Origin of the sequence: Sphingosinicella microcystinivorans (genome assembly GCF_003634215.1) — a bacterium.
Classification (GTDB): Bacteria; Pseudomonadota; Alphaproteobacteria; order Sphingomonadales; family Sphingomonadaceae; genus Sphingosinicella; species Sphingosinicella microcystinivorans.
Genome location: NZ_RBWX01000007.1, coordinates 314455 through 333402 on the forward strand (window position 1 = coordinate 314455; position 18948 = coordinate 333402).

Consider the following 18948-nt stretch of genomic DNA (forward strand, 5'->3'; position numbering starts at 1 on the left):
ACGAATGAGCGACGAAAACAAACCGAAGCTGGGCGCACGTGCACCGCTTGGAATCAAGCGCACGGTAGACGTCGGCAAGGTCAAGCAGAGCTTCAGCCACGGCCGGACCAAGTCCGTCGTCGTCGAGGTGAAGCGTCGGCGCGTACTCGGACGGCCCGATGGCGCGCCCGAGGAAACGGTGGTGGAAGCCGCCCCCGAGGCGCCTGCGCCCGTCGCTGCGCCGCCGAAGCCTGTTGTCGAAGCGCCGAAGCCGCGGCCCGTTGCGCCGCCGAACGACCTGATGTCGCGTCAGGAGCGGCAGGCTCAGCTTCTGCGCGAGGCAGAGGAAGCGCGTCTCCAGATGCTGGAAGACCAGCGCCGCCGCGAAGAAGCCGTGCGCGCCGAGGCTGCCGAAGCCGAACGCCGCCGCGCTGAGGAAAAGCGCCGCGAGGAAGAGGCCCGCGAAGCTGCGCCTGCAGCGCCCGAACCTGCGCCTGCGCAGGAACCGCAGCCTGCCGCGACCCCGGCCGCGCCTGCACCGACGGCAAAGCGCGAAGCTGCGGCTGGCGACGACGAAAATGCCCGCAGCGTCCGCCGCGGTCCGCCGCTGCCCGTGCGCAAGGAGGCGCCGAAGCCTGCACGCGGACGTGGCGAGGATCATCGCCGTTCGGGCAAGCTCACCGTTACGCGCGCACTCGAAGGCGACGAGAACGGCCGCGCCCGCAGTCTCGCCGCGCTCCGCCGCGCACGCGAGAAGGAGCGCCGCGCGCATATCGGCGGCGCCAATCAGGCGAAGCAGGTGCGCGACGTGGTCGTTCCCGAGGCGATCACCGTGCAGGAGCTCGCGAACCGCATGGCCGAGAAGGGCGCCGACCTCGTGAAGGCGCTGTTCAAGATGGGTTCGATGGCAACGATCAACACGACCATCGACCAGGACACGGCCGAACTGCTCGTCACCGAGTTCGGGCACAACATCAAGCGCGTCAGCGATTCGGACGTCGAAATCGGTCTCGAAGGCGAGGCGGACAACGACACCGATCTGATGCCGCGTCCCCCGGTCGTCACCATCATGGGCCATGTCGATCACGGCAAGACCTCGCTGCTCGACGCACTGCGCGGAACCGATGTCGTGTCGGGCGAAGCGGGCGGCATCACGCAGCACATCGGCGCGTATCAGGTGAAGGTCGCCACGGGCGACATCGTCACCTTCCTCGATACGCCCGGCCACGAGGCGTTCACCGAGATGCGCGGCCGTGGTGCGAATGTCACCGACATCGTCGTGCTGGTGGTCGCGGGCGACGACGGCCTGAAGCCGCAGTCGATCGAGGCGATCAGCCACACGAAGGCGGCCGGCGTGCCGATGATCGTTGCGATCAACAAGAGCGACAAGCCCGGTTCCAAGCCGCAGAAGGTGCGCGAGGAACTGCTGCAGCACGAAGTCGTCGTCGAAGACATGGGCGGCGACGTGCAGGACGTGGAAGTCTCGGCGCTCAAGAAGACGAACCTCGACAAGCTGCTGGATGCGATCCTGCTGCAGGCCGAGCTTCTGGAACTGAAGGCGAACCCGAATCGTCCGGGCGAAGGCACGGTGATCGAGGCGAAGCTCGACAAGGGGCGCGGCCCGGTCGCGACCGTGCTCGTCAGCCGCGGCACCGTTCGTGTCGGCGACATCTTCGTCGTCGGCGCCGAATGGGGCAAGGTGCGCGCGCTCGTCGACGATCGCGGCGTGCAGGTGAAGGAAGCCGGCCCGTCCAAGCCCGTTGAGGTGCTGGGTCTTTCCGGTACGCCGATGGCAGGCGACGTGTTCGCGGTCGTTGAGAACGAAGCGCGTGCCCGCGAGATCGCGGCCTATCGCGCCTCCGTCCTCCAGCGCAAGCGCACCACGCAGGCACCGGCGAACCTCGAAACGATGTTCTCGGCGCTCAAGGAAAAGCAGGCGCTCGAATACCCGCTCATCGTCAAGGGCGACGTGCAGGGTTCGGTCGAGGCGATTGTGGCGGCGGTGAACCGGATCTCAACGGACGACATCAAAGCCCGCGTGCTGCATTCGGGTGTCGGCGGCATCACCGAATCCGATGTGACGCTGGCAAGTGCTTCGGGCGCGCCGATCATCGGCTTCGGCGTGCGCGCCAACGCCAAGGCCCGCGAGATTGCCGAGCAGCGCGGCGTCGCACTGAAGTACTACGACGTGATCTACGATCTCGTGGACGATGTGAAGGCGGCGATGGCCGGCCAGCTCGGCCCCGAAAAGATCGAACACGTCGTCGGCCGCGCCGAAATCCGCGAGGTTTTCCAAGCGGGCAAGCACGGCAAGGCCGCTGGTCTTCTCGTCCTCGAGGGCTTCATCCGCAAGGCGCTCAAGGCGCGTGTCATGCGCGACGATGTCATCATCTACAACGGTTCGGTGTCCTCACTCAGACGCTTCAAGGACGACGTTGCCGAAGTGCGCGCCGGTCTCGAATGCGGTGTCACGCTTGAAGCCACGACGGACATCAAGGCGGGCGACTACCTTGAGACGTTCGAGGTCGAGGAGCGTGAGCGGACGCTCTAGGGCGTTCGCGCGGATCGCTTATGCGGCAGACGCAAACCCCTGAGGGCAAATCGGTCCGCCTGCTGCGGATCGGCGAGCAGGTCCGCCATGTGTTGGCGGGCGTGCTCGGCCGCGGCGAGGTTCGCGATCCGGTGCTCGAAACGCACATCGTCTCCGTGAGCGAGGTGCGCGTCTCGCCGGACCTGCGGATTGCCACCGCCTTCGTGAAGGCGCTCGGCGGCGACGATGACGAGGTGCTTGCCGCGCTGAAGCGTAACGCGAAGTACCTGCGCGGCGAAGTGGCGCGCTCGATGAGCACCAAATACACGCCCGAGCTCAAGTTCCGGCTTGATGAAAGCTACGAGGAAGCCAGCCGCATCGACGCGTTGCTGCGTGACCCGAAGGTGGCACGCGACCTCGAAGAGTAATGGCGAAGCTGTATTTCTACTTCGCGTCGATGAACGCAGGGAAATCGACGACGCTGCTGCAATCGAGCTTCAACTATGTCGAGCGTGGGATGCGGACGCTGCTTTTCACGGCGGCGGTCGACGATCGCGGCGGGCGCGGGCGGATCAATTCGCGGATCGGGCTTGAAGCGGAGGCCATTCCCTTTTCGGACGATACCGACCTCGATGTGATCATTTCCGCCGAGCACGGCGCGGCGGAGATCGGCTGCGTCATGGTGGACGAGGCGCAATTCCTGAGTCGAAAGCAGGTCGACCAGCTTGCGGCAGTGTGCGACCGGCTTGGCATCCCTGTGCTGGCGTATGGGCTTCGCACCGATTTCCGGGGCGAACTGTTCGAAGGGAGTGCGCGGCTGCTCGCCATTGCCGACAAGCTCGTCGAGCTCAAGTCCGTGTGCGAATGCGGGCGCAAGGCGACAATGAACCTGCGCGTTGATGCGGAAGGGCGCCCGGTGAGCCAGGGCGCCCAGACCGATATCGGCGGTAACGACCGCTATGTGGCGCTTTGCCGGAAGCATTTTCTGGAACGTCTCGCGTCCTGAACGGGAACCGACCTCGCCGCTCAGCCGTCGTTCACCCGAAGGGGGCGTATAAGGACCACGAAGGAGACAGGGCATGAGGACGATATTCCATGCTGCCGGAGCGGGCGTGATCGCCGCGCTCCTTTGTGCCGTTCCCGCGCTTGCGGCAGCGCCGCAGGCGAAGATCGGCGAGGAGGCACGTATCCCGTTTGCCGATACGACCGGCATCCGGAACTTCCACGCCGAAAACGACCACGCGCTCTACATCGAGGGGCAGACCGGCCGCTGGTATTACGCCGAGACGATGGGCCCCTGCATGGGCCTGAACTTCGCGACCCAGATCGGTTTCATCACCAAGGGTACGGGGACGCTCGACAAGTTCGGGCAGATTCTTGTCGATGGACGGACCTGCCAGTTGAAGAGCCTGGTGAACGCGGAAGATCCCGGCAAGAAGGCGAAAGCTGAAAAGGCCGACAGCAAAGAAGACTGACAGGTGCGGCGCGGGGCGTTAAGGCCTCGCGCGTGGACGGCTGGATCATTCTCGACAAGCCGCTGGGGCTCACCTCGGCGCAGGGCGTTGCCGCGATAAAGCGGCTGTGGCGGCAGGCGGGCTTTCCGCGGCCGAAGATCGGCCATGGCGGTACGCTCGATCCGCTCGCGACAGGCGTGCTACCGATCGCGCTTGGTGAGGCGACCAAGCTCACGGGCCGGATGCTGAACGGCGACAAGGCCTACGATTTCACGGTCCGCTTCGGCGTCGCGACAGAAACAGAGGATGCCGAGGGCGCCGTGGTGGCGACATCGGACGTGCGGCCCTCGCGGTCGGAGATAGAGGCGGTGCTGCCGCGCTTCACCGGGCCGATCGAGCAGCGCCCGCCCGCCTATTCCGCGCTGAAGGTGGATGGCGAGCGGGCCTATGCGCGGGCGCGGGCCGGGGAGACCGTGGTGCTGGCGCTGCGCGGCGTGACGATCCATGCGCTCGATCTGCTGGAGGCCAACGGCGAGACGGCGACGTTCTCCGTTGCGTGTTCAAAGGGCACTTACGTGCGGAGCCTTGCGCGCGACATTGCGAAGGCGCTGGGCACGGTTGGGCACGTGGTTATGCTTAGGCGCACGAAGGCGGGGCCGTTCGGCCTCGAAAGCGCGATAACGCTGGACAAACTCGGCGAACTCGCTATGGAGCAGCGCCTTATAGCGGCACTGTTGCCGCTGACCGCGGGGCTGGACGACATCCCGGCTCTGGCGGTCAACCCCGGCGAAGCGGCCCGGCTCAAATCGGGCCAGACGCTCGCCGGACGTCCCGAACCGGACGGACTTGTGGTCGCGATGCTGGACGCAGTGCCCGTCGCGCTCGCCCGCGTTGAAGCGGGGACAGTCCGTGTGGAGCGGGGCTTCAACCTCTAGAACGAAGGAGTTTACGATGTCGATTGCAGCAGAGCGCAAGGAAGCGCTGATCAAGGAACATGCCCGCGCCGAAGGCGACACCGGTAGCCCCGAAGTTCAGGTCGCGATCCTTTCAGAGCGCATCGCCAACCTCACCGAGCACTTCAAGAGCCACGCCAAGGACAACCATTCGCGGCGCGGTCTTCTGATGCTGGTGAACAAGCGGCGCACGCTGCTCGATTACCTGAAGCGGAAGGACGAGGGGCGGTATACCGACCTCATCGGGAAGCTCGGGCTTCGCAAGTAAAAGGTTCGTCTCGGGCGCCGCGCACGGCGCCCGTTTCGTATTGAAGGTACGGCGGGCGCGAAAATGCCTGCCACCGTGCGCAAACCGTCTGCCGCGACAAGCGCGGCGACGGATGATGGAGGCCGGGCGGGCATAGGGCCCGTTTTTGACCGGCCGCGAAGGAAACGGAAAAACAGATGTTCAATATCCACAAAGTTGAAACGCAGTGGGGCGGCCAGACGCTGACCCTGGAAACGGGCCGCATTGCCCGTCAGGCCGACGGCGCGGTGCTCGCGACGCTTGGCGAAACCGTGGTGCTCTGCGCCGTGACGGCTGCGAAGTCGGTGAAGGAAGGCCAGGATTTCTTCCCGCTGACCGTGCACTACCAGGAAAAATTCTCGGCCGCGGGCCGCATCCCGGGTGGCTTCTTCAAGCGTGAAGGCCGCCCGACCGAGCACGAGACGCTGACCAGCCGCCTCATCGACCGCCCGATCCGCCCGCTGTTCCCGGAAGGCTTCTACAACGAAGTCAACGTGATCTGCCAGGTGATGAGCTACGACGGCGAGAACGAGCCGGACGTGCTGGCGCTCGTCGCCGCATCCGCCGCGCTGACGCTGTCTGGCGTGCCGTTCATGGGCCCGATCGCGGGTGGCCGCGTCGGCTATGTCGACGGTGAGTATGTGCTGAACCCGAGCCGTAATCTGGAAGGCTCGAAGCTCGATCTCGTCGCCGCCGGTACGACTGATGCCGTGCTGATGGTCGAATCGGAAGCGCATGAGCTTTCCGAGGAAGTGATGCTCGGCGCGGTGATGTTCGTGCACGAGAACGGCAAGAAGGTGATCGATGCGATCATCCGCCTCGCCGAGAAGGCCGCGAAGGATCCGTGGGAGCTGAAGCTCGACGACGATTCCGCCGCCAAGAAGGCGACGCTCAAGAAGCTCGTCGGCAAGGACATCGAAGCCGCCTACAAGCTGACCGTGAAGCAGGAGCGCGTTGCCGCGCTCGACGCCGCGCGCGCCAAGGCGAAGGACTCCTTCGCGGACGCGGAGCCCGCCGAGAAGCTGAAGCTCGGCAAGCTCGTGAAGAAGCTGGAAGCCGACATCGTTCGCGGCGCCATCCTCAAGGACGGTCGCCGCATCGACGGTCGCGGCAAGGAAGACGTCCGCCCGATCATGGCCGAAGTGCAGGTTCTGCCGCGCACGCACGGCTCGGCGCTCTTCACGCGCGGTGAGACGCAGGCGATCGTCACGACGACGCTCGGCACCGCCGACGACGAGCAGATGATCGACGCGATCTACGGCATCAGCCACGAAAACTTCCTGCTGCACTACAACTTCCCGCCGTACTCGGTCGGTGAAGTCGGTCGCTTCGGCGCGCCGGGCCGCCGCGAAGTCGGCCACGGCAAGCTCGCATGGCGCGCGCTGCGCCCCGTGCTGCCGACGAAGGAAGAGTTCCCGTACACGATGCGCGTGATCTCCGACATCACCGAGTCGAACGGCTCTTCGTCGATGGCGACGGTGTGCGGCGGTTCGCTCGCGCTGATGGACGCCGGCGTGCCGCTGAAGCGTCCGGTTTCGGGCATCGCCATGGGCCTCATCCTCGAAGGCAAGGACTTCGCGGTGATTTCCGACATCCTGGGTGACGAAGATCACCTCGGCGACATGGACTTCAAGGTGGCGGGCACCGAGCTCGGCATCACCTCGCTGCAGATGGATATCAAGGTCGCCGGCATCACCGAGGAGATCATGAAGGTGGCGCTGAGCCAGGCGAAGGCCGGCCGCGCGCACATCCTGAATGAGATGAACAAGGCGCTCGACGGCACCCGCACCGAGATGTCGGCGCATGCGCCGCGCATCGAGACGATGTCGATCCCGAAGGACAAGATCCGCGAAGTGATCGGCACCGGCGGCAAGGTGATCCGCGAGATCGTCGCGGAAACCGGCGCCAAGGTGGACATCGAGGACGACGGCACGATCAAGATCGCGTCTTCGGACCTTTCGAAGATCGAAGCCGCGAAGAACTGGATCATCGGCATCGTCGCCGAGCCGGAAGTGGGCAAGGTCTACAACGGCAAGGTCGTGTCGATGGTCGATTTCGGCGCGTTCGTGAACTTCATGGGCGCCAAGGACGGCCTCGTCCACATCTCCGAAATCAAGGAAGAGCGCGTCGCGAAAGTTTCCGACGTGCTGACCGAAGGCCAGGAAGTGAAGGTCAAGGTGCTCGGCATCGACGACCGCGGCAAGGTTCGCCTGTCGATGCGCCTCGTCAACCAGGAGACGGGTGAGGAACTGCCCGACACGCGTCCGCCGCGTGAGGAACGCCCGCGCGGTGAGCGCAGCGACCGCGGCGATCGTGGAGATCGCGGCGGCCGTGGTGGTGACCGTGGACGTGGCGGCGGTGGCGGTCGTGACCGTGATCGTGGCCCGCGCCGGGATCGCGGCGAGGGCGGTGACCGTCCGCGTCGTGAAGAGTCGAACGAGGGTGAGGCCGGCGGTCTGCCGGACTTCATCGCCGGCGACCGCGACTGAAAAATGGTATAAAGGGGGAGTCTCCCGCGAGACTCCCCCTGTCCATTTGACGATAAGGTAATATTTCGCCCCAATCGCGCTCCCGTTGGTCTATAGCTCGCAAGGGGAGACGCGCCGGAGTGGCGCAAGCGGGCTGAGAAACGACAACAGGTACGATGAAGCTTCTGAATTCCATCCGCATGGGCGGGCGCGAGATGCTTCCGCTCGTTGAGGGCGGCAAGGGCGTTTCGGCGACCAATCATGCATCTTCGGGCGCGTGGGCCGCAGCGGGCGGGCTTGGAACCGTCTCGGCGGTGAATGCCGACAGCTATGACGCAGACGGCAATATCATTCCGCAAATCTACCACGGGCGGACGCGCGGCGACCGCCACGAGGAACTGGTTGCCTATGGCATCGCGGGCGGTGTCGAGCAGGTGCGCCGTGCCCACGAGATCGCGGGCGGCCAGGGCGGCATCAATATCAACGTGCTCTGGGAGATGGGCGGCGCGCAGCGCATTCTTGAAGGCGTCCTCGAACAGGCCAGCGAGCTTGTCGACGGCGTCACCTGCGGCGCCGGAATGCCTTACAAGCTGAGCGAAATCGCAGCGCGGCACCGCACTTATTATTATCCGATCATCTCCTCGGCGCGCGCCTTTCGCGCGCTCTGGAAGCGCGCCTACAGCAAGGCACCCGAATGGCTCGGCGCCGTGGTCTATGAAGACCCGTGGCTGGCCGGCGGCCACAACGGCCTTTCGAACGCCGAAGACCCGCTTCGTCCGCAAGACCCGTATCCGCGCGTGAAGGACCTCCGCGACACGATGCGCGAGGTCGGCATTTCCGACGATGTGCCGATCGTGATGGCCGGCGGCGTCTGGTATCTGCGCGAGTGGGAAAACTGGATCGACAGCCAGGAACTCGGCACGATCGCCTTCCAGTTCGGTTCGCGACCACTGCTGACGCAGGAAAGCCCGATCCCGGACGTGTGGAAGCGCAAGCTGACGACGCTGAACGAGGGCGACATCCTGCTTCAGGCGTTTTCGCCGACGGGTTTCTACTCGTCGGCGGTGAGAACGCCATTTCTTGAAGGGCTGATCCACCGGTCCGAACGGCAGATCGGCATTTCAACCGAACCGCACGACCACCGCACGCACCTGCTGGACGTCGGTGTGCCGGGCAACAAGCATTACTACGTCACGCGCGATGATCTGCTGCACGCGCGCGGCTGGCATGCGCAGGGCTATACCGAAGCGCTGAAAACGCCCGATGACTCGCTGGTCTTCGAAACACCGGAGATGGCGAAGACCGTGCGCAAGGATCAAGCCGACTGCATGGGCTGTCTTTCGCAGTGCCGTTTCAGCGCGTGGGCCGAGCACCTGGACAAGAACAGCACCGGGCGGCTCGCCGATCCGCGCTCCTTCTGCATCCAGAAGACGCTTCAGGATATCGCGCACGGCTCACCGCCCGAAGACAATTTGATGTTCGCCGGTCACAGCGCTCACCACTTCTCGACGGATCCGTTTTATTCGAACGGTTTCATTCCGACGGTGAAGCAACTCGTCGAGCGCATTCAGACCGGCGACTGAACGCTAGCGATTGCGACGGCAGCGATCATATTCGCGTGAATCGCGCGGATAACGATCGCGGCAATACTCCTTGCTGCCACGCTTTGCGTCGCCGTCCGTCACGGCGCCGTAGACCGCGCCTGCCGCACCGCCTGCGATTGCACCTTCGGTGGTGCTGACGCCGGGAACCACCGCACCTGCGGCAGCGCCGACACCCGCGCCGACAAGGCCGCTGTCGATCGTTCGATTGCCTGTGCAGGCGCCGAGCGCGAGCAGCGTGCCCGACGCAAGTATAATCAGAGACTTACGCATGAAAACTCTCCCACATAACGCCCCATCGGAGGATCAACGCTGGGTAGGGAAAGCGGTTCCGCTGGCTAGAGCCAGCCTTCAAGCACCTGATCGGGCGGTCGGTGGCCATCGGCCCAGGCGCGGATGTTGGTGACGACCTTGTCGCCCATCGCCTGCCGCCCTTCGAAAGTGGCGGAGCCCATGTGCGGCAGCAGCGTGACGTTGTTGAGCGGGATGAGCCGGGGGTTGATGCGCGGCTCGTCTTCGAACACATCAAGGCCCGCGCCCGCGATCACGCCCTTTTCAAGCGCATCCGCCAGCGCATCCTCGTCGATGATCTCGCCGCGCGCGGTGTTGACGAGATAGCCTTCCGGGCCGAGCAGCGCGATGCGGCGGGCGTTGAACAGGTGGCGCGTATCGTCCGTGAGCGGGCAATTGATGGAAACGATGTCCACCGCCTCGATCATCGCGTCGAGATCGTCCCAGTAGGTCGCGCCGAGCATGCCTTCCACCGTATCCGCGAGCGGGCGGCGATTGTGGTAGTGGATGCGCAGGCCGAACGCGCGGGCGCGCGTGGCGATCGCCTGGCCGATGCGGCCCATGCCGATGATGCCGAGCTTCTTGCCGGTGATGCGGTGGCCGTGCACGTCGCAGGGCTTCCAGCCGTCCCACTTGCCCGAATAGAGCTGTCGACTGCCTTCGGTGAGGCGGCGCGGCACCGAGAGGATCAGCGACATGGCGAGGTCGGCGGTATCGTCCGTGAGGACCCCCGGCGTGTTCGTCACCATGATGCCCTTCGCGCGCGCGGCGACGAGATCGATATGGTTCACGCCAGTGCCGTAGTTCGCGATCAGCTTCAGCCGGGGCGGCGCGGCGGCGATGAGGTCAGCATCGATCGTATCGGTAACCGTGGGCAGGAACACGTCGCAGTCCGCCATCGCGGCGGCAAGCTCGGCCTGCGACATGGCCTTGTCTTCGACATTGAAAACGACATCGAACAGTTCGCTCATGCGCGCTTCGACCGGTTGCGGGAGGCGGCGCGTGACGACGACGCGCGGGCGGCGGGGGCGTTCTTCCATGTGCCGTGGCTAGGATCGCCTCGCGGCGACGTCAAGGCCGAGAGCGCAAGCGAGGTGCTTGCATGGCGAGCCGGATTCGATTCAATAGCGGCATGAAACGTTTCATCCCCCTGTTGCTCGCCGCCGCCTTCGCGGGAACGCCCGCCGCGGCGCAGGATTCGGACGCCACAAAAGGGCTTTCGGGGCTGCCGACGCCGCGCTGGGTCTCGATCGCCTCGGGCGAGGCCAACATGCGCGCCGGGCCGGGGGAGGCCTATCCCGTGACGTGGACCTACAAGCGCAAGGGGCTTCCCGTGGAGGTGATCCGCGAATGGGGCATCTGGCGGCAGGTCCGCGACCCGGACGGCGAAACCGGCTGGATGAACAAGAACCTGCTTTCGGGCAAGCGCACGGCGATGGTGCGCGGCAAGATTGCGAACCTTTATGCCCGCGCGGAGTTTTCGAGCCGGCCGGTGTGGCGCGCGGAGCCGGGCGTGGTCGCCGACATCCAGGTCTGCGACGAAGGCTGGTGCCGCCTCTCGCTTGGCGGGCGCAACGGCTATGTGCTCGCGGTGGACCTGTGGGGCGTCTACAAGGGCGAGACGATAGACTAGCCTGGGTTTAAACGAACAGCAGCTCGTCCTCGCGCGCATCGGCGAGGAAGGCGACGAGGCCGCCGGTTTCGACGCCTGCGATCAAACCCTGCGCGCTGAGACTGCAGAGGTGGATGCCCGACTCGCAGGCCATGATCGGCAGGCCGAGGCCGATGGCCTGATCGAGAAGCTCTGAAAGCTGCGGCAGGCCGCCCGCTCTGTAGGCCTTGTCGCCCGCCCAGTGTCGCTCGACCTGGAGCGCGCAGACGGCTTCGCCCTGAAAGAACAGCCGCACCGGGCGCCCGAGCGCGGCGGCGGCAAGCGCGAGGCTGAGCCCGCCGTGCAGGCGTGCGTGGTTCGCCTCCGCAAAGACGATTGCGAGGCCTTGCTTTTTCAGGCTTTTCCGCATGCCGGGCATAGGGGGTCCTTCGGCAGCCGCACGGTTCTGACGCGGGCGCCAAGCGCATCATACAGCAAAACCCGCCCCGCAAGCGAATCCCCGAAGGGCGCGATCTCGCGGATCACCTCCAGCGCCTGCATCGCGCCCATCACGCCGGTAAGCGCGCCAAGTACGCCCGCCTCGGCGCAGGTCGCGCCCTCGCGGTCCCCAGCCTCGCCCACGAAGCAGCGCCAGCAGGGCTTGTCCGTCTCCCACCCGCGATAGGTGGCGATCTGCCCTTCGAACGGGCCGACGGCGGCGGCGACGAGCGGGATGCGCAGCGCGAGCGCGGCATCGGCGACGGCGCGGCGCGTTTCGAAGCTGTCGGAGCCGTCGGCGATCACGTCGTGACCGGCAAGGAGCGCGGCCGCGTTCGCGGCATCGAGACGGACGCGGTGCTGCGTCACGGTCACGTCCGGGTTCAGCCGCGCCACGGCATCCGCCGCGCTTTCCGTCTTGGCGCGGCCGACGTCATCGGTGCCGTGAAGGACCTGCCGCTGCAGGTTGGAGAGGTCGACGGCATCGTCGTCGATGATGGTGAGATGGCCGACACCCGCTGCCGCGAGATACTGGATGCAGGGGCTGCCGAGCCCGCCCGCGCCGACCACGGCGACGCGCGCGGCGAGCAGCCTTGCCTGACCGGCCCCGCCGATCTCTTTCAGGATGATGTGGCGGGCGTAGCGTTCGAGTTGCGGGTCGGTAAGGCTCACCGGCCCGTTGAACCGAAACCCCCGGCGCCGCGGGCGGTTTCGTCGAGATCCTCGACCTCGGCAAAGCGTGCCTGCTGCACGGGCGCGGCGACAAGCTGCGCGATACGCTCACCGCGCTTCACGGCGAAGGGCTCGGCGCCGAGATTGGCGAGGATCACCTTTACCTCGCCGCGATAATCCGCGTCGATCGTGCCGGGCGTATTGAGGCAGGTGATGCCGTTCTTGAGCGCGAGGCCGGAGCGCGGGCGCACCTGCACCTCATACCCTTCCGGAATCGCGAAGGCGAAGCCGGTGGCGACGGCGTGGCGCCCGCCCGGCGGGATGATCACGTCCTCGGCAGCCACCACGTCCATACCCGCCGCGCCACTGGTTGCGAGCGCGGGGATGGGCAGGCCCTCACCGTGGGGGAGGCGCTTCAGGCGGATTTCAATCGGTGAGTTCATCGGCGATCCTTTGAGCGAGCCGCCGGGCGACGGCATCTTTTTCCATGTCCGGCCAATCCTCGACACCGTCCGCGCGCACGATGTGGATGCGGTTCCGCGCACCGCCCATCACGTCGCCGGAGACGTCGTTGGCGACGATCCAGTCGCAGCCCTTGCGGGCGAGCTTGGCCTTCGCGTGTTCGACGACGGTCTCGGTTTCGGCGGCGAAGCCGATGACGAGGCCGGGGCGCTTCGGCGATTTTGAAAGCGTGGCAAGAATGTCCGGGTTTTCGACGAGCGGCAGCGCTTCGAGGCCGCCCTTGTCCTTCTTGATCTTTTGCGTCGTCGCCTCGGCGCGCCAGTCGGCGACGGCGGCGACCATGACGGCGGCGTCGACGGGAAGCGCGGCTTCGGCCGCCTCCGCCATCTCGCGCGCGGTTTCCACGTTCACGCGGCGCACGCCCGGAGGCGTCGCAAGTGCAACCGGCCCGGCGACGAGCGTCACGTCCGCGCCGAGTGCGGCGAGCGCGCCCGCGATGGCGAAGCCCTGTTTGCCTGACGACCGGTTCGCGATGTAGCGCACGGGGTCGATCGGCTCGTGCGTCGGGCCGGCGGTGACGAGAATGCGCTTGCCCCTGAGCGGGGGCGGGTTCTGGCCGAAGCGGGCGGTAGCGGCCTGTGCCTCGCCGAGCGGCTGGGCGAGCATGGCGCGGATGGACGCGAGGATCGCCTGCGGCTCCGGGAGACGCCCGGGGCCGTATTCGCCGCAGGCCATGTCGCCCTCATCGGGTTCCATGATGGTGACGCCGTCGGCGCGGAGCTGCGCGATGTTGCGCTGCGTCGCGGGGTGCAGCCACATGCGCACGTTCATCGCGGGCGCGGCGAGCACAGGCTTGTCGGTCGCGAGCAGCAGCGTCGTCGCGAGATCGTCTGCGATGCCGCCCGCCATCTTCGCGAGGATGTTCGCGGTTGCGGGCGCAACCACGACAAGGTCGACCTGCCGCGAAAGCTGGATATGCCCGATCTCGCGCTCGTCCTTCAGATCGAAGAGATCGGTGTAAACATTGTCTTCGGTGAGCGTGCCGAGGCTGAGCGGCGTCACGAACTGCTGCGCGGCCTGCGTCAGCACCGCGCGTACGCCAATGCCGTCTTTCCTCAGCAGCCGGACAAGCTCCAGCGTCTTGTATGCGGCGATGCCGCCCGAGAGGATGAGAAGGATGCGTTTGCCCACGGACGGACCCTAAAGCGTCATTGCCAGCCAGCCAAGGCCCGCGCCGATGCCGGCGCCGAGCAGCAGCCATGCCGTGCGCGATATTCCGCGCGGCGGGGGCAATGGCGCAAGCGGCGGCAGCGGCGGCGCGGCGCCGGGGTTCGGGACCATTGCTTCGAGGCGTTTCAGAAGGTCGGGCAGGCGGCCGAGCGCGCGAACGCTCTCGACGATCCGGTCGGCGACCACAGCCTCCGGGCCGAGTTCGTCGCGCATCCAGTCTCCGACGAAGGGCCCCGAAATTTCCCACATGTTGACGTCCGGATCGAGCGCGAGCGCGACGCCCTCCACCATCACCATCGTCTTCTGCAGAAGCAGCAGGTGCGGCTGGGTCACCATGTCGAACTGGCGCGTGACGGCGAACAGTCCATCGAGCATGTTGCCGATCGAGATGTCCTTCACCGGAAGGCCGCGGATGGGCTCGCCGATCGAGCGCAGCGCGGTTTCGAACTCGGCCATGTCGTGGTGCGGCGGTACGTACTGCGCCTCGAAATGAATCTCCGCGACGCGCGCGTAATTGCCGGTGAGAAGCCCGTGCAGAATCTCCGCGAGCCACAGCCGCGCCCGCCGGTCTATGCGCCCCATGATGCCGAAATCGACGACGGCGAGACGCCCATCGGGCAGCGCGAACATGTTTCCCTGATGCAGGTCCGCATGGAAGAAGCCGTGGCCGATCGCCTGCCGCAGGAAGCTGCGGACGAGCGTCTGCGAAAGCAGCTTGCGGTCGATACCGGCCGCGTCGACGGCGGCGAGATCGGTAAGCTTTACGCCGTCGATCCACGCGATGGTGAGCACGCGGCGGCTGGTGCGCGCCCAGTCCACCTCCGGCACGACGAAGCCGGTTTCGGGGGTCAGCGCCGCGGCGAGTTCGGATGCGGACGCGGCCTCCATCCGGAGGTTCAGTTCGCGCTCCACCCAGCGGCGGAAATAGGCGATCGTTGCGCGCGGGCGCAGGCGGGCGAGTTCGCCGCCGATCGTTTCCGCGCGGACGGCGGCCCATTCGTATGTCTCGATGGCGCGCGCGAAATCCGCCTCGATGCCGGGCTTCAGCACTTTCACGGCAACCGCGCGGCCATCGGTGGTGACGGCGCGGTGTACCTGCGCGACCGATGCTGAGCCGACCGGCGTTTCCTCGAAGTGGGAATACAGCGCGCTCAGCGGGACGCCGAAGGCCTCTTCGATGGAGGCTTTCACCGCCGCGAACGGCGCGGGGGGAAGGTTGTCCTGAAGCCGAGTCAGATCCTTCGCGGCGTCCGGCCCGACGAGATCAGGGCGTGTGGCGAGCGCCTGCCCGAGCTTGATCGCGGCGGGGCCGATCGCCTGGAAAGCGTCGGCATAGTGCGGCGTCTTCGGTGCGCCCGTGCCGAACCGGGCGAGCTTCGCGATGCGGCGCAGCAGCGGCGGCGTTTGCGGCGCGACCTCGATTTCGCGCAGCGCGCCGTGCCGCGCGAGCGTTCGGCCCCAGCGCAGCATCCGAAAGGCATGGACGATCGAGGAGGTCAAATCTTCCAGCCGCTGTGCATGGCGACGACGCCGCCGAGGATGGGCCGTGCCGTGGTTTGCGCGAAGCCCGCGTCGGCGATCATGGATTTGAACGTGGACATGTCCGGGAAGCGACGGATCGATTCGACGAGATACTGATACGCCTCCTCGTCGTGCGCCACGGCCTTGCCGATCTTCGGCACAACGTTCATCGAATAGCTGTCGTAGACTTCAGCGAACACGGGCCATTCGCAGCGCGAGAATTCGAGGCAGAAGAAGCGCCCGCCGAACTTCAGGGCGCGATATGCCTCGCGGAGCGCCGCCGGGATGTCGGTGACGTTCCGGATGCCGAAGGCTATCGTGTAGGCGTCGAAGTCGGCACTTTCGAAGCTCAGAACCTCGGCGTTCTGCTCGGACCATTCGAGGCCTTCGAGACCACGCTTCTTCGCGCGCTCCTTGCCCACGTCCAGCATCGCGGGGTTGATGTCTGCAACGGTCACATGGGCGCCGCGTTTCGCCATGCGGAAAGCGATGTCGCCGGTGCCGCCCGCCATGTCGAGGATGCGCTCGCCGGGGCGCGGGTTCACGGCGCGGACGAAATCGTCCTTCCACAGCCGGTGCAGTCCGCCCGACATCAGGTCGTTCATCAGATCGTAGCGCGCCGCGACGCGCGCGAAGACCGAGCCGACGCGCCGCGTCTTCTCCTCGGGGTCGACCTCCTGGAAGCCGTATGAGACAGTCTCGGACATACGGAAGCCCTTAGCCCACGCTTGCCCCCTTCGTAAACGCGGCATAGACGCCTCTTCGATGCCTGAGCTTCCCGAAGTCGAAACCGTGATGCGCGGCCTGAGGCCGGTCCTCGAAGGCCGCCGCCTCGCGCGCGTCGAGGCGCGGCGGCCGGACCTGCGCTGGCCGATCCCGGCGGACCTCCGCCAGCGGCTGACGGGCGCGGTTGTGACCGGCATCCGCAGGCGCGCAAAATACGGCCTCATCGACACCGATCGCGGCGACACGATGATCCTGCACCTCGGCATGTCCGGCCGGATGCGCGTCGATCCGGAAACTGAAGAGAAGCACGATCATATCGTCATCGAGACCGACGAAGGCCGCCGCGCCGTGCTGAACGACGCGCGCCGCTTCGGATCGGTGCATCTGGTGCCGACGAGCGACCTCGACAGCCATTTCCTGATAAAAGGTCTCGGCCCGGAGCCGCTGGGTGCGCCGGTCGACCTTTCCGGCTTCAAGGGGCGCTTCGCACCTGTGAAGGCGCTGCTGCTCGATCAGCGGCTGATCGCGGGCCTCGGCAACATCTACGTCTGCGAAGCGCTGTTCGACGCGGGTGTGGCGCCTACACGCGAGGGCGGCAAGGTGAAACGCGCGGAGCTGGCGAAACTCGCCGCTGCGATCCCCGAGGTGCTGGAGCGCGCCATCGCCGCTGGCGGCTCAACCTTGCGCGACTACCGCCAGGTGGCGGGCGAACTCGGCTACTTCCAGCACGAATTTCGCGTCTACGGGCGAGAGGGCGAGGCCTGCACGCGCTGCGCCGCGCCGGTCGCCCGCATCGTCCAGTCAGGACGCTCCAGCTTTTATTGCCCATCCTGTCAGAAATAAGGGAGATCAGCTCATGTCCGATTATCAATGCCTGAAGGTGGAAACGCGCGGCCGTGTCGGCATCATCACCATGTACCGGCCCGAAGCGCTTAACGCGCTCAACAACCAGCTGACGAGCGAGATCACCGCTGCGCTCCGCGCGTTCGAGGCCGATCCTAACATCGGCGCGATGATCCTGACCGGCGACGGCAAGGCCTTCGCGGCGGGCGCGGACATCAAGGAGATGCAGCCCAAGACCTTCTCCGTCGTCTATTCGGAAGAGTTCATCACCGCGACGTGGGAGGAGCTGACGCGCACGCGCAAGCCCGTGATCGCGGCGGTGAACGGCTTCGCGCTCGGCGGCGGCTGCGAGTTCGCGATGATGTGCGACACGATCTTCGCGAGCGAGAAGGCGAAGTTCGGCCAGCCCGAGATCAAGCTCGGCGTCATTCCGGGGTCGGGCGGCACGCAGCGGCTGACGCGCTTCGTGGGCAAGGCGGTCGCGATGGACATGATCCTTACCGGCCGCATGATCGATGCCGAAGAGGCGCTGCGCATCGGCCTCGTCGCGCGCGTCTATCCGCCCGAGCAGCTGATGGAAGAGACCATCAAGGCGGCCGAGCAGATCGCGAACTACGGCGCGCTCGCGGTGATGGCCGCGAAAGAAACCGTGAACCGCGCCTACGAGACGACGATGTCCGAAGGCGTCCGCTTCGAGCGCCGCCTGTTCCACGGCCTGTTCGGTACCGCCGACCAGCAGGAAGGCATGGCTGCGTTCCTGGAGAAGCGCGAGGCGAAGTTCACGGGGCGATAAGCAGGGCCGCTGAGGCCGATTCTCTATCTTTTGTTAGCCCATCGTGCGGAAAACCGGTTCCCACTTTTCCGCACGATGCACTAGCCGAACAGCGCCACCATCTGCCGCCCCGCCAGCACGGGGCGGCCACCTTCATCCCACATGCCCATGGTTTGCGAGGTGTAGCCGTTCGCACCCGTTTCGGCGGTGGAGCGGAGGAGGTGCCAGCCTTCGCCGCTCGCCTCCGTATCCAGAACTTCCATCTGCCAGGTCGCGGTGCTGATCGGCGCGAAATCATTGAACATCGGCATCACAGCGGGCGGCGGCGTGTCGGCGAGCGCGAGCAGGCGCACGGCGGGCGGGATGGCGGAAGGGTCGCGCAGGCGGAACCAGTAGGCGATATCGCCATTCCCGGTGCCGTCGGCGGAGCGGCCGCCAAAGGCCATGCGCGCATCGAACTGCTGCAGGAAGTTGAGCGGCGTGCGCTTGCGCCACAGGAGCTCGCACGCATCGGGCGGGGGCACATCCGGCATCGGGAAATGGTCGAGGTTGATGACCGATTCGCGGCTGCGGCCGAATGCGAAGATGCTCCGCGTCGCGAGCGCCTCGCCCTGACGAAGATCGGCTTCCATATACGTCATCGACTTGCCCTGCCGGAGCACGCGGCTGCGCGCCGTCACCTCACCCCCCGCAGGGCCGATGAAGGCGACCTGTGCAGACCGGAGCGGGGGCAGGTCCGCGTGCGCGGAGAGCGTTCCGGCAAGGCACAGCGCCGCGGAGAGTCCACCATAGGTGGTGCGGCCCTGCATCCATTCCTCGGTGATCGTGTAGATCGTGCCGTCGCCTTCGGTGCGCGCGGCGGCGAGCATGGCGCCCAGGCTTGTTCCCACGGTTTCATCCTTCCTGGTGATGGCTTGATGAGCCTATCGGCGGGTCCGCCGCTGTATATCCCGAAACTTGTGAGGAAGGCGGCGGCAAAGCGTGCTTGACGAGGGCGGCGGCGCCTAGTAGGAGGCCCGCTTTCCCGGGCGCGGGTCTCACTCGCGTCCAACCGGCCTGTGCGCCGGTTCG

20 protein-coding genes are annotated in these 18948 nt (G+C 66.3%); 11 read left to right on the forward strand and 9 right to left on the reverse strand.

Going from position 1 to position 18948, the window contains the following annotated elements; translation table 11 throughout:
- The first annotated feature begins 4 nt into the window (after window positions 1-4).
- The 8 genes from infB to DFR51_RS01885 all read left to right on the forward strand — a co-directional run bounded on the left by infB (window position 5) and on the right by DFR51_RS01885 (window position 9253).
- Window positions 5-2530 (forward strand): translation initiation factor IF-2, encoded by a 2526-nt coding sequence (gene infB, locus DFR51_RS01850; protein WP_121047348.1) that lies wholly within the window; start codon window positions 5-7, stop codon window positions 2528-2530.
- Between the two features lie 20 nt (window positions 2531-2550).
- Window positions 2551-2937: a 30S ribosome-binding factor RbfA gene (rbfA, locus tag DFR51_RS01855; protein WP_121047349.1), complete on the forward strand. Its 387-nt coding sequence runs from the start codon at window positions 2551-2553 to the stop codon at window positions 2935-2937.
- Entirely contained in the window at window positions 2937-3515 is a 579-nt protein-coding gene (locus tag DFR51_RS01860) for a thymidine kinase (RefSeq protein WP_121047350.1), read from the forward strand. The genes rbfA and DFR51_RS01860 overlap by 1 nt, the downstream gene beginning before the upstream one ends.
- 73 nt (window positions 3516-3588) lie before the next feature.
- Complete coding sequence (locus DFR51_RS01865; protein WP_126494559.1) at window positions 3589-3984, forward strand: DUF6491 family protein; 396 nt, start codon at window positions 3589-3591, stop codon at window positions 3982-3984.
- A gap of 32 nt (window positions 3985-4016) precedes the next feature.
- Window positions 4017-4898 (forward strand): tRNA pseudouridine(55) synthase TruB, encoded by an 882-nt coding sequence (gene truB, locus DFR51_RS01870; RefSeq protein ID WP_121047352.1) that lies wholly within the window; start codon window positions 4017-4019, stop codon window positions 4896-4898.
- Window positions 4899-4914: 16 nt separating this feature from the next.
- A complete protein-coding gene (gene rpsO, locus DFR51_RS01875; RefSeq protein WP_121047353.1) occupies window positions 4915-5184 on the forward strand; it encodes a 30S ribosomal protein S15 in 270 nt (89 codons plus the stop codon).
- Between the two features lie 176 nt (window positions 5185-5360).
- A complete protein-coding gene (pnp, locus tag DFR51_RS01880) occupies window positions 5361-7691 on the forward strand; it encodes a polyribonucleotide nucleotidyltransferase (protein ID WP_121047354.1) in 2331 nt (776 codons plus the stop codon).
- Between the two features lie 155 nt (window positions 7692-7846).
- Complete coding sequence (locus DFR51_RS01885; protein ID WP_121047355.1) at window positions 7847-9253, forward strand: NAD(P)H-dependent flavin oxidoreductase; 1407 nt, start codon at window positions 7847-7849, stop codon at window positions 9251-9253.
- A 3-nt stretch (window positions 9254-9256) separates the two neighbouring features.
- Here the strand turns inward: DFR51_RS01885 and DFR51_RS01890 are convergent, their stop codons facing one another.
- Window positions 9257-9544, reverse strand: coding sequence for a hypothetical protein (locus tag DFR51_RS01890; protein WP_121047356.1), 288 nt, complete (start codon window positions 9542-9544; stop codon window positions 9257-9259).
- Between the two features lie 65 nt (window positions 9545-9609).
- The gene (locus DFR51_RS01895) at window positions 9610-10602 is read right to left on the reverse strand and encodes a 2-hydroxyacid dehydrogenase (RefSeq protein WP_121047357.1); all 993 of its coding nucleotides are present in this window, start codon (window positions 10600-10602) and stop codon (window positions 9610-9612) included.
- A gap of 92 nt (window positions 10603-10694) precedes the next feature.
- Here DFR51_RS01895 and DFR51_RS01900 point away from each other — a divergent pair, with 92 nt between their 5' ends.
- On the forward strand, window positions 10695-11195 hold the full coding sequence (locus DFR51_RS01900) for an SH3 domain-containing protein (RefSeq protein WP_121047358.1): 501 nt from the start codon (window positions 10695-10697) through the stop codon (window positions 11193-11195).
- A gap of 7 nt (window positions 11196-11202) precedes the next feature.
- Here the strand turns inward: DFR51_RS01900 and DFR51_RS01905 are convergent, their stop codons facing one another.
- From DFR51_RS01905 to DFR51_RS01930, 6 genes are read right to left on the reverse strand one after another with little or no spacing between them, the layout of a single operon-like run.
- Window positions 11203-11592 (reverse strand): DsrE family protein, encoded by a 390-nt coding sequence (locus tag DFR51_RS01905; RefSeq protein WP_121047359.1) that lies wholly within the window; start codon window positions 11590-11592, stop codon window positions 11203-11205.
- Entirely contained in the window at window positions 11568-12323 is a 756-nt protein-coding gene (locus DFR51_RS01910; RefSeq protein WP_121047360.1) for a HesA/MoeB/ThiF family protein, read from the reverse strand. Before DFR51_RS01910 ends, DFR51_RS01905 begins: the two co-directional genes overlap by 25 nt.
- Window positions 12320-12766 carry a dUTP diphosphatase gene (gene dut / locus DFR51_RS01915; RefSeq protein WP_121049599.1) on the reverse strand — a complete coding sequence of 149 codons (447 nt, stop codon included), beginning with the start codon at window positions 12764-12766 and terminating at the stop codon, window positions 12320-12322. The genes DFR51_RS01910 and dut overlap by 4 nt, the downstream gene beginning before the upstream one ends.
- Window positions 12750-13976, reverse strand: a complete 1227-nt coding sequence (gene coaBC / locus DFR51_RS01920) for a bifunctional phosphopantothenoylcysteine decarboxylase/phosphopantothenate--cysteine ligase CoaBC (RefSeq protein ID WP_121047361.1) — start codon at window positions 13974-13976, stop codon at window positions 12750-12752. Before coaBC ends, dut begins: the two co-directional genes overlap by 17 nt.
- Window positions 13977-13985: 9 nt before the next feature.
- Window positions 13986-15515, reverse strand: coding sequence for a 2-polyprenylphenol 6-hydroxylase (gene ubiB / locus DFR51_RS01925; protein ID WP_121047362.1), 1530 nt, complete (start codon window positions 15513-15515; stop codon window positions 13986-13988).
- Window positions 15512-16243 carry a class I SAM-dependent methyltransferase gene (locus DFR51_RS01930; protein WP_121047363.1) on the reverse strand — a complete coding sequence of 244 codons (732 nt, stop codon included), beginning with the start codon at window positions 16241-16243 and terminating at the stop codon, window positions 15512-15514. Before DFR51_RS01930 ends, ubiB begins: the two co-directional genes overlap by 4 nt.
- Before the next feature lie 58 nt (window positions 16244-16301).
- On the opposite strand from DFR51_RS01930, the gene mutM reads away from it, so the two are divergent.
- Together mutM and DFR51_RS01940 are read left to right on the forward strand one after the other, a co-directional pair.
- Window positions 16302-17105 (forward strand): bifunctional DNA-formamidopyrimidine glycosylase/DNA-(apurinic or apyrimidinic site) lyase, encoded by an 804-nt coding sequence (gene mutM, locus DFR51_RS01935; protein WP_121047364.1) that lies wholly within the window; start codon window positions 16302-16304, stop codon window positions 17103-17105.
- 13 nt (window positions 17106-17118) lie between these two features.
- A complete protein-coding gene (locus DFR51_RS01940) occupies window positions 17119-17898 on the forward strand; it encodes an enoyl-CoA hydratase (RefSeq protein ID WP_121047365.1) in 780 nt (259 codons plus the stop codon).
- Window positions 17899-17978: 80 nt separating this feature from the next.
- On the opposite strand, the gene DFR51_RS01945 is transcribed toward DFR51_RS01940, so the two are convergent.
- On the reverse strand, window positions 17979-18767 hold the full coding sequence (locus DFR51_RS01945) for a thioesterase family protein (RefSeq protein ID WP_126494561.1): 789 nt from the start codon (window positions 18765-18767) through the stop codon (window positions 17979-17981).
- Between the last annotated feature and the right edge of the window lie 181 nt (window positions 18768-18948).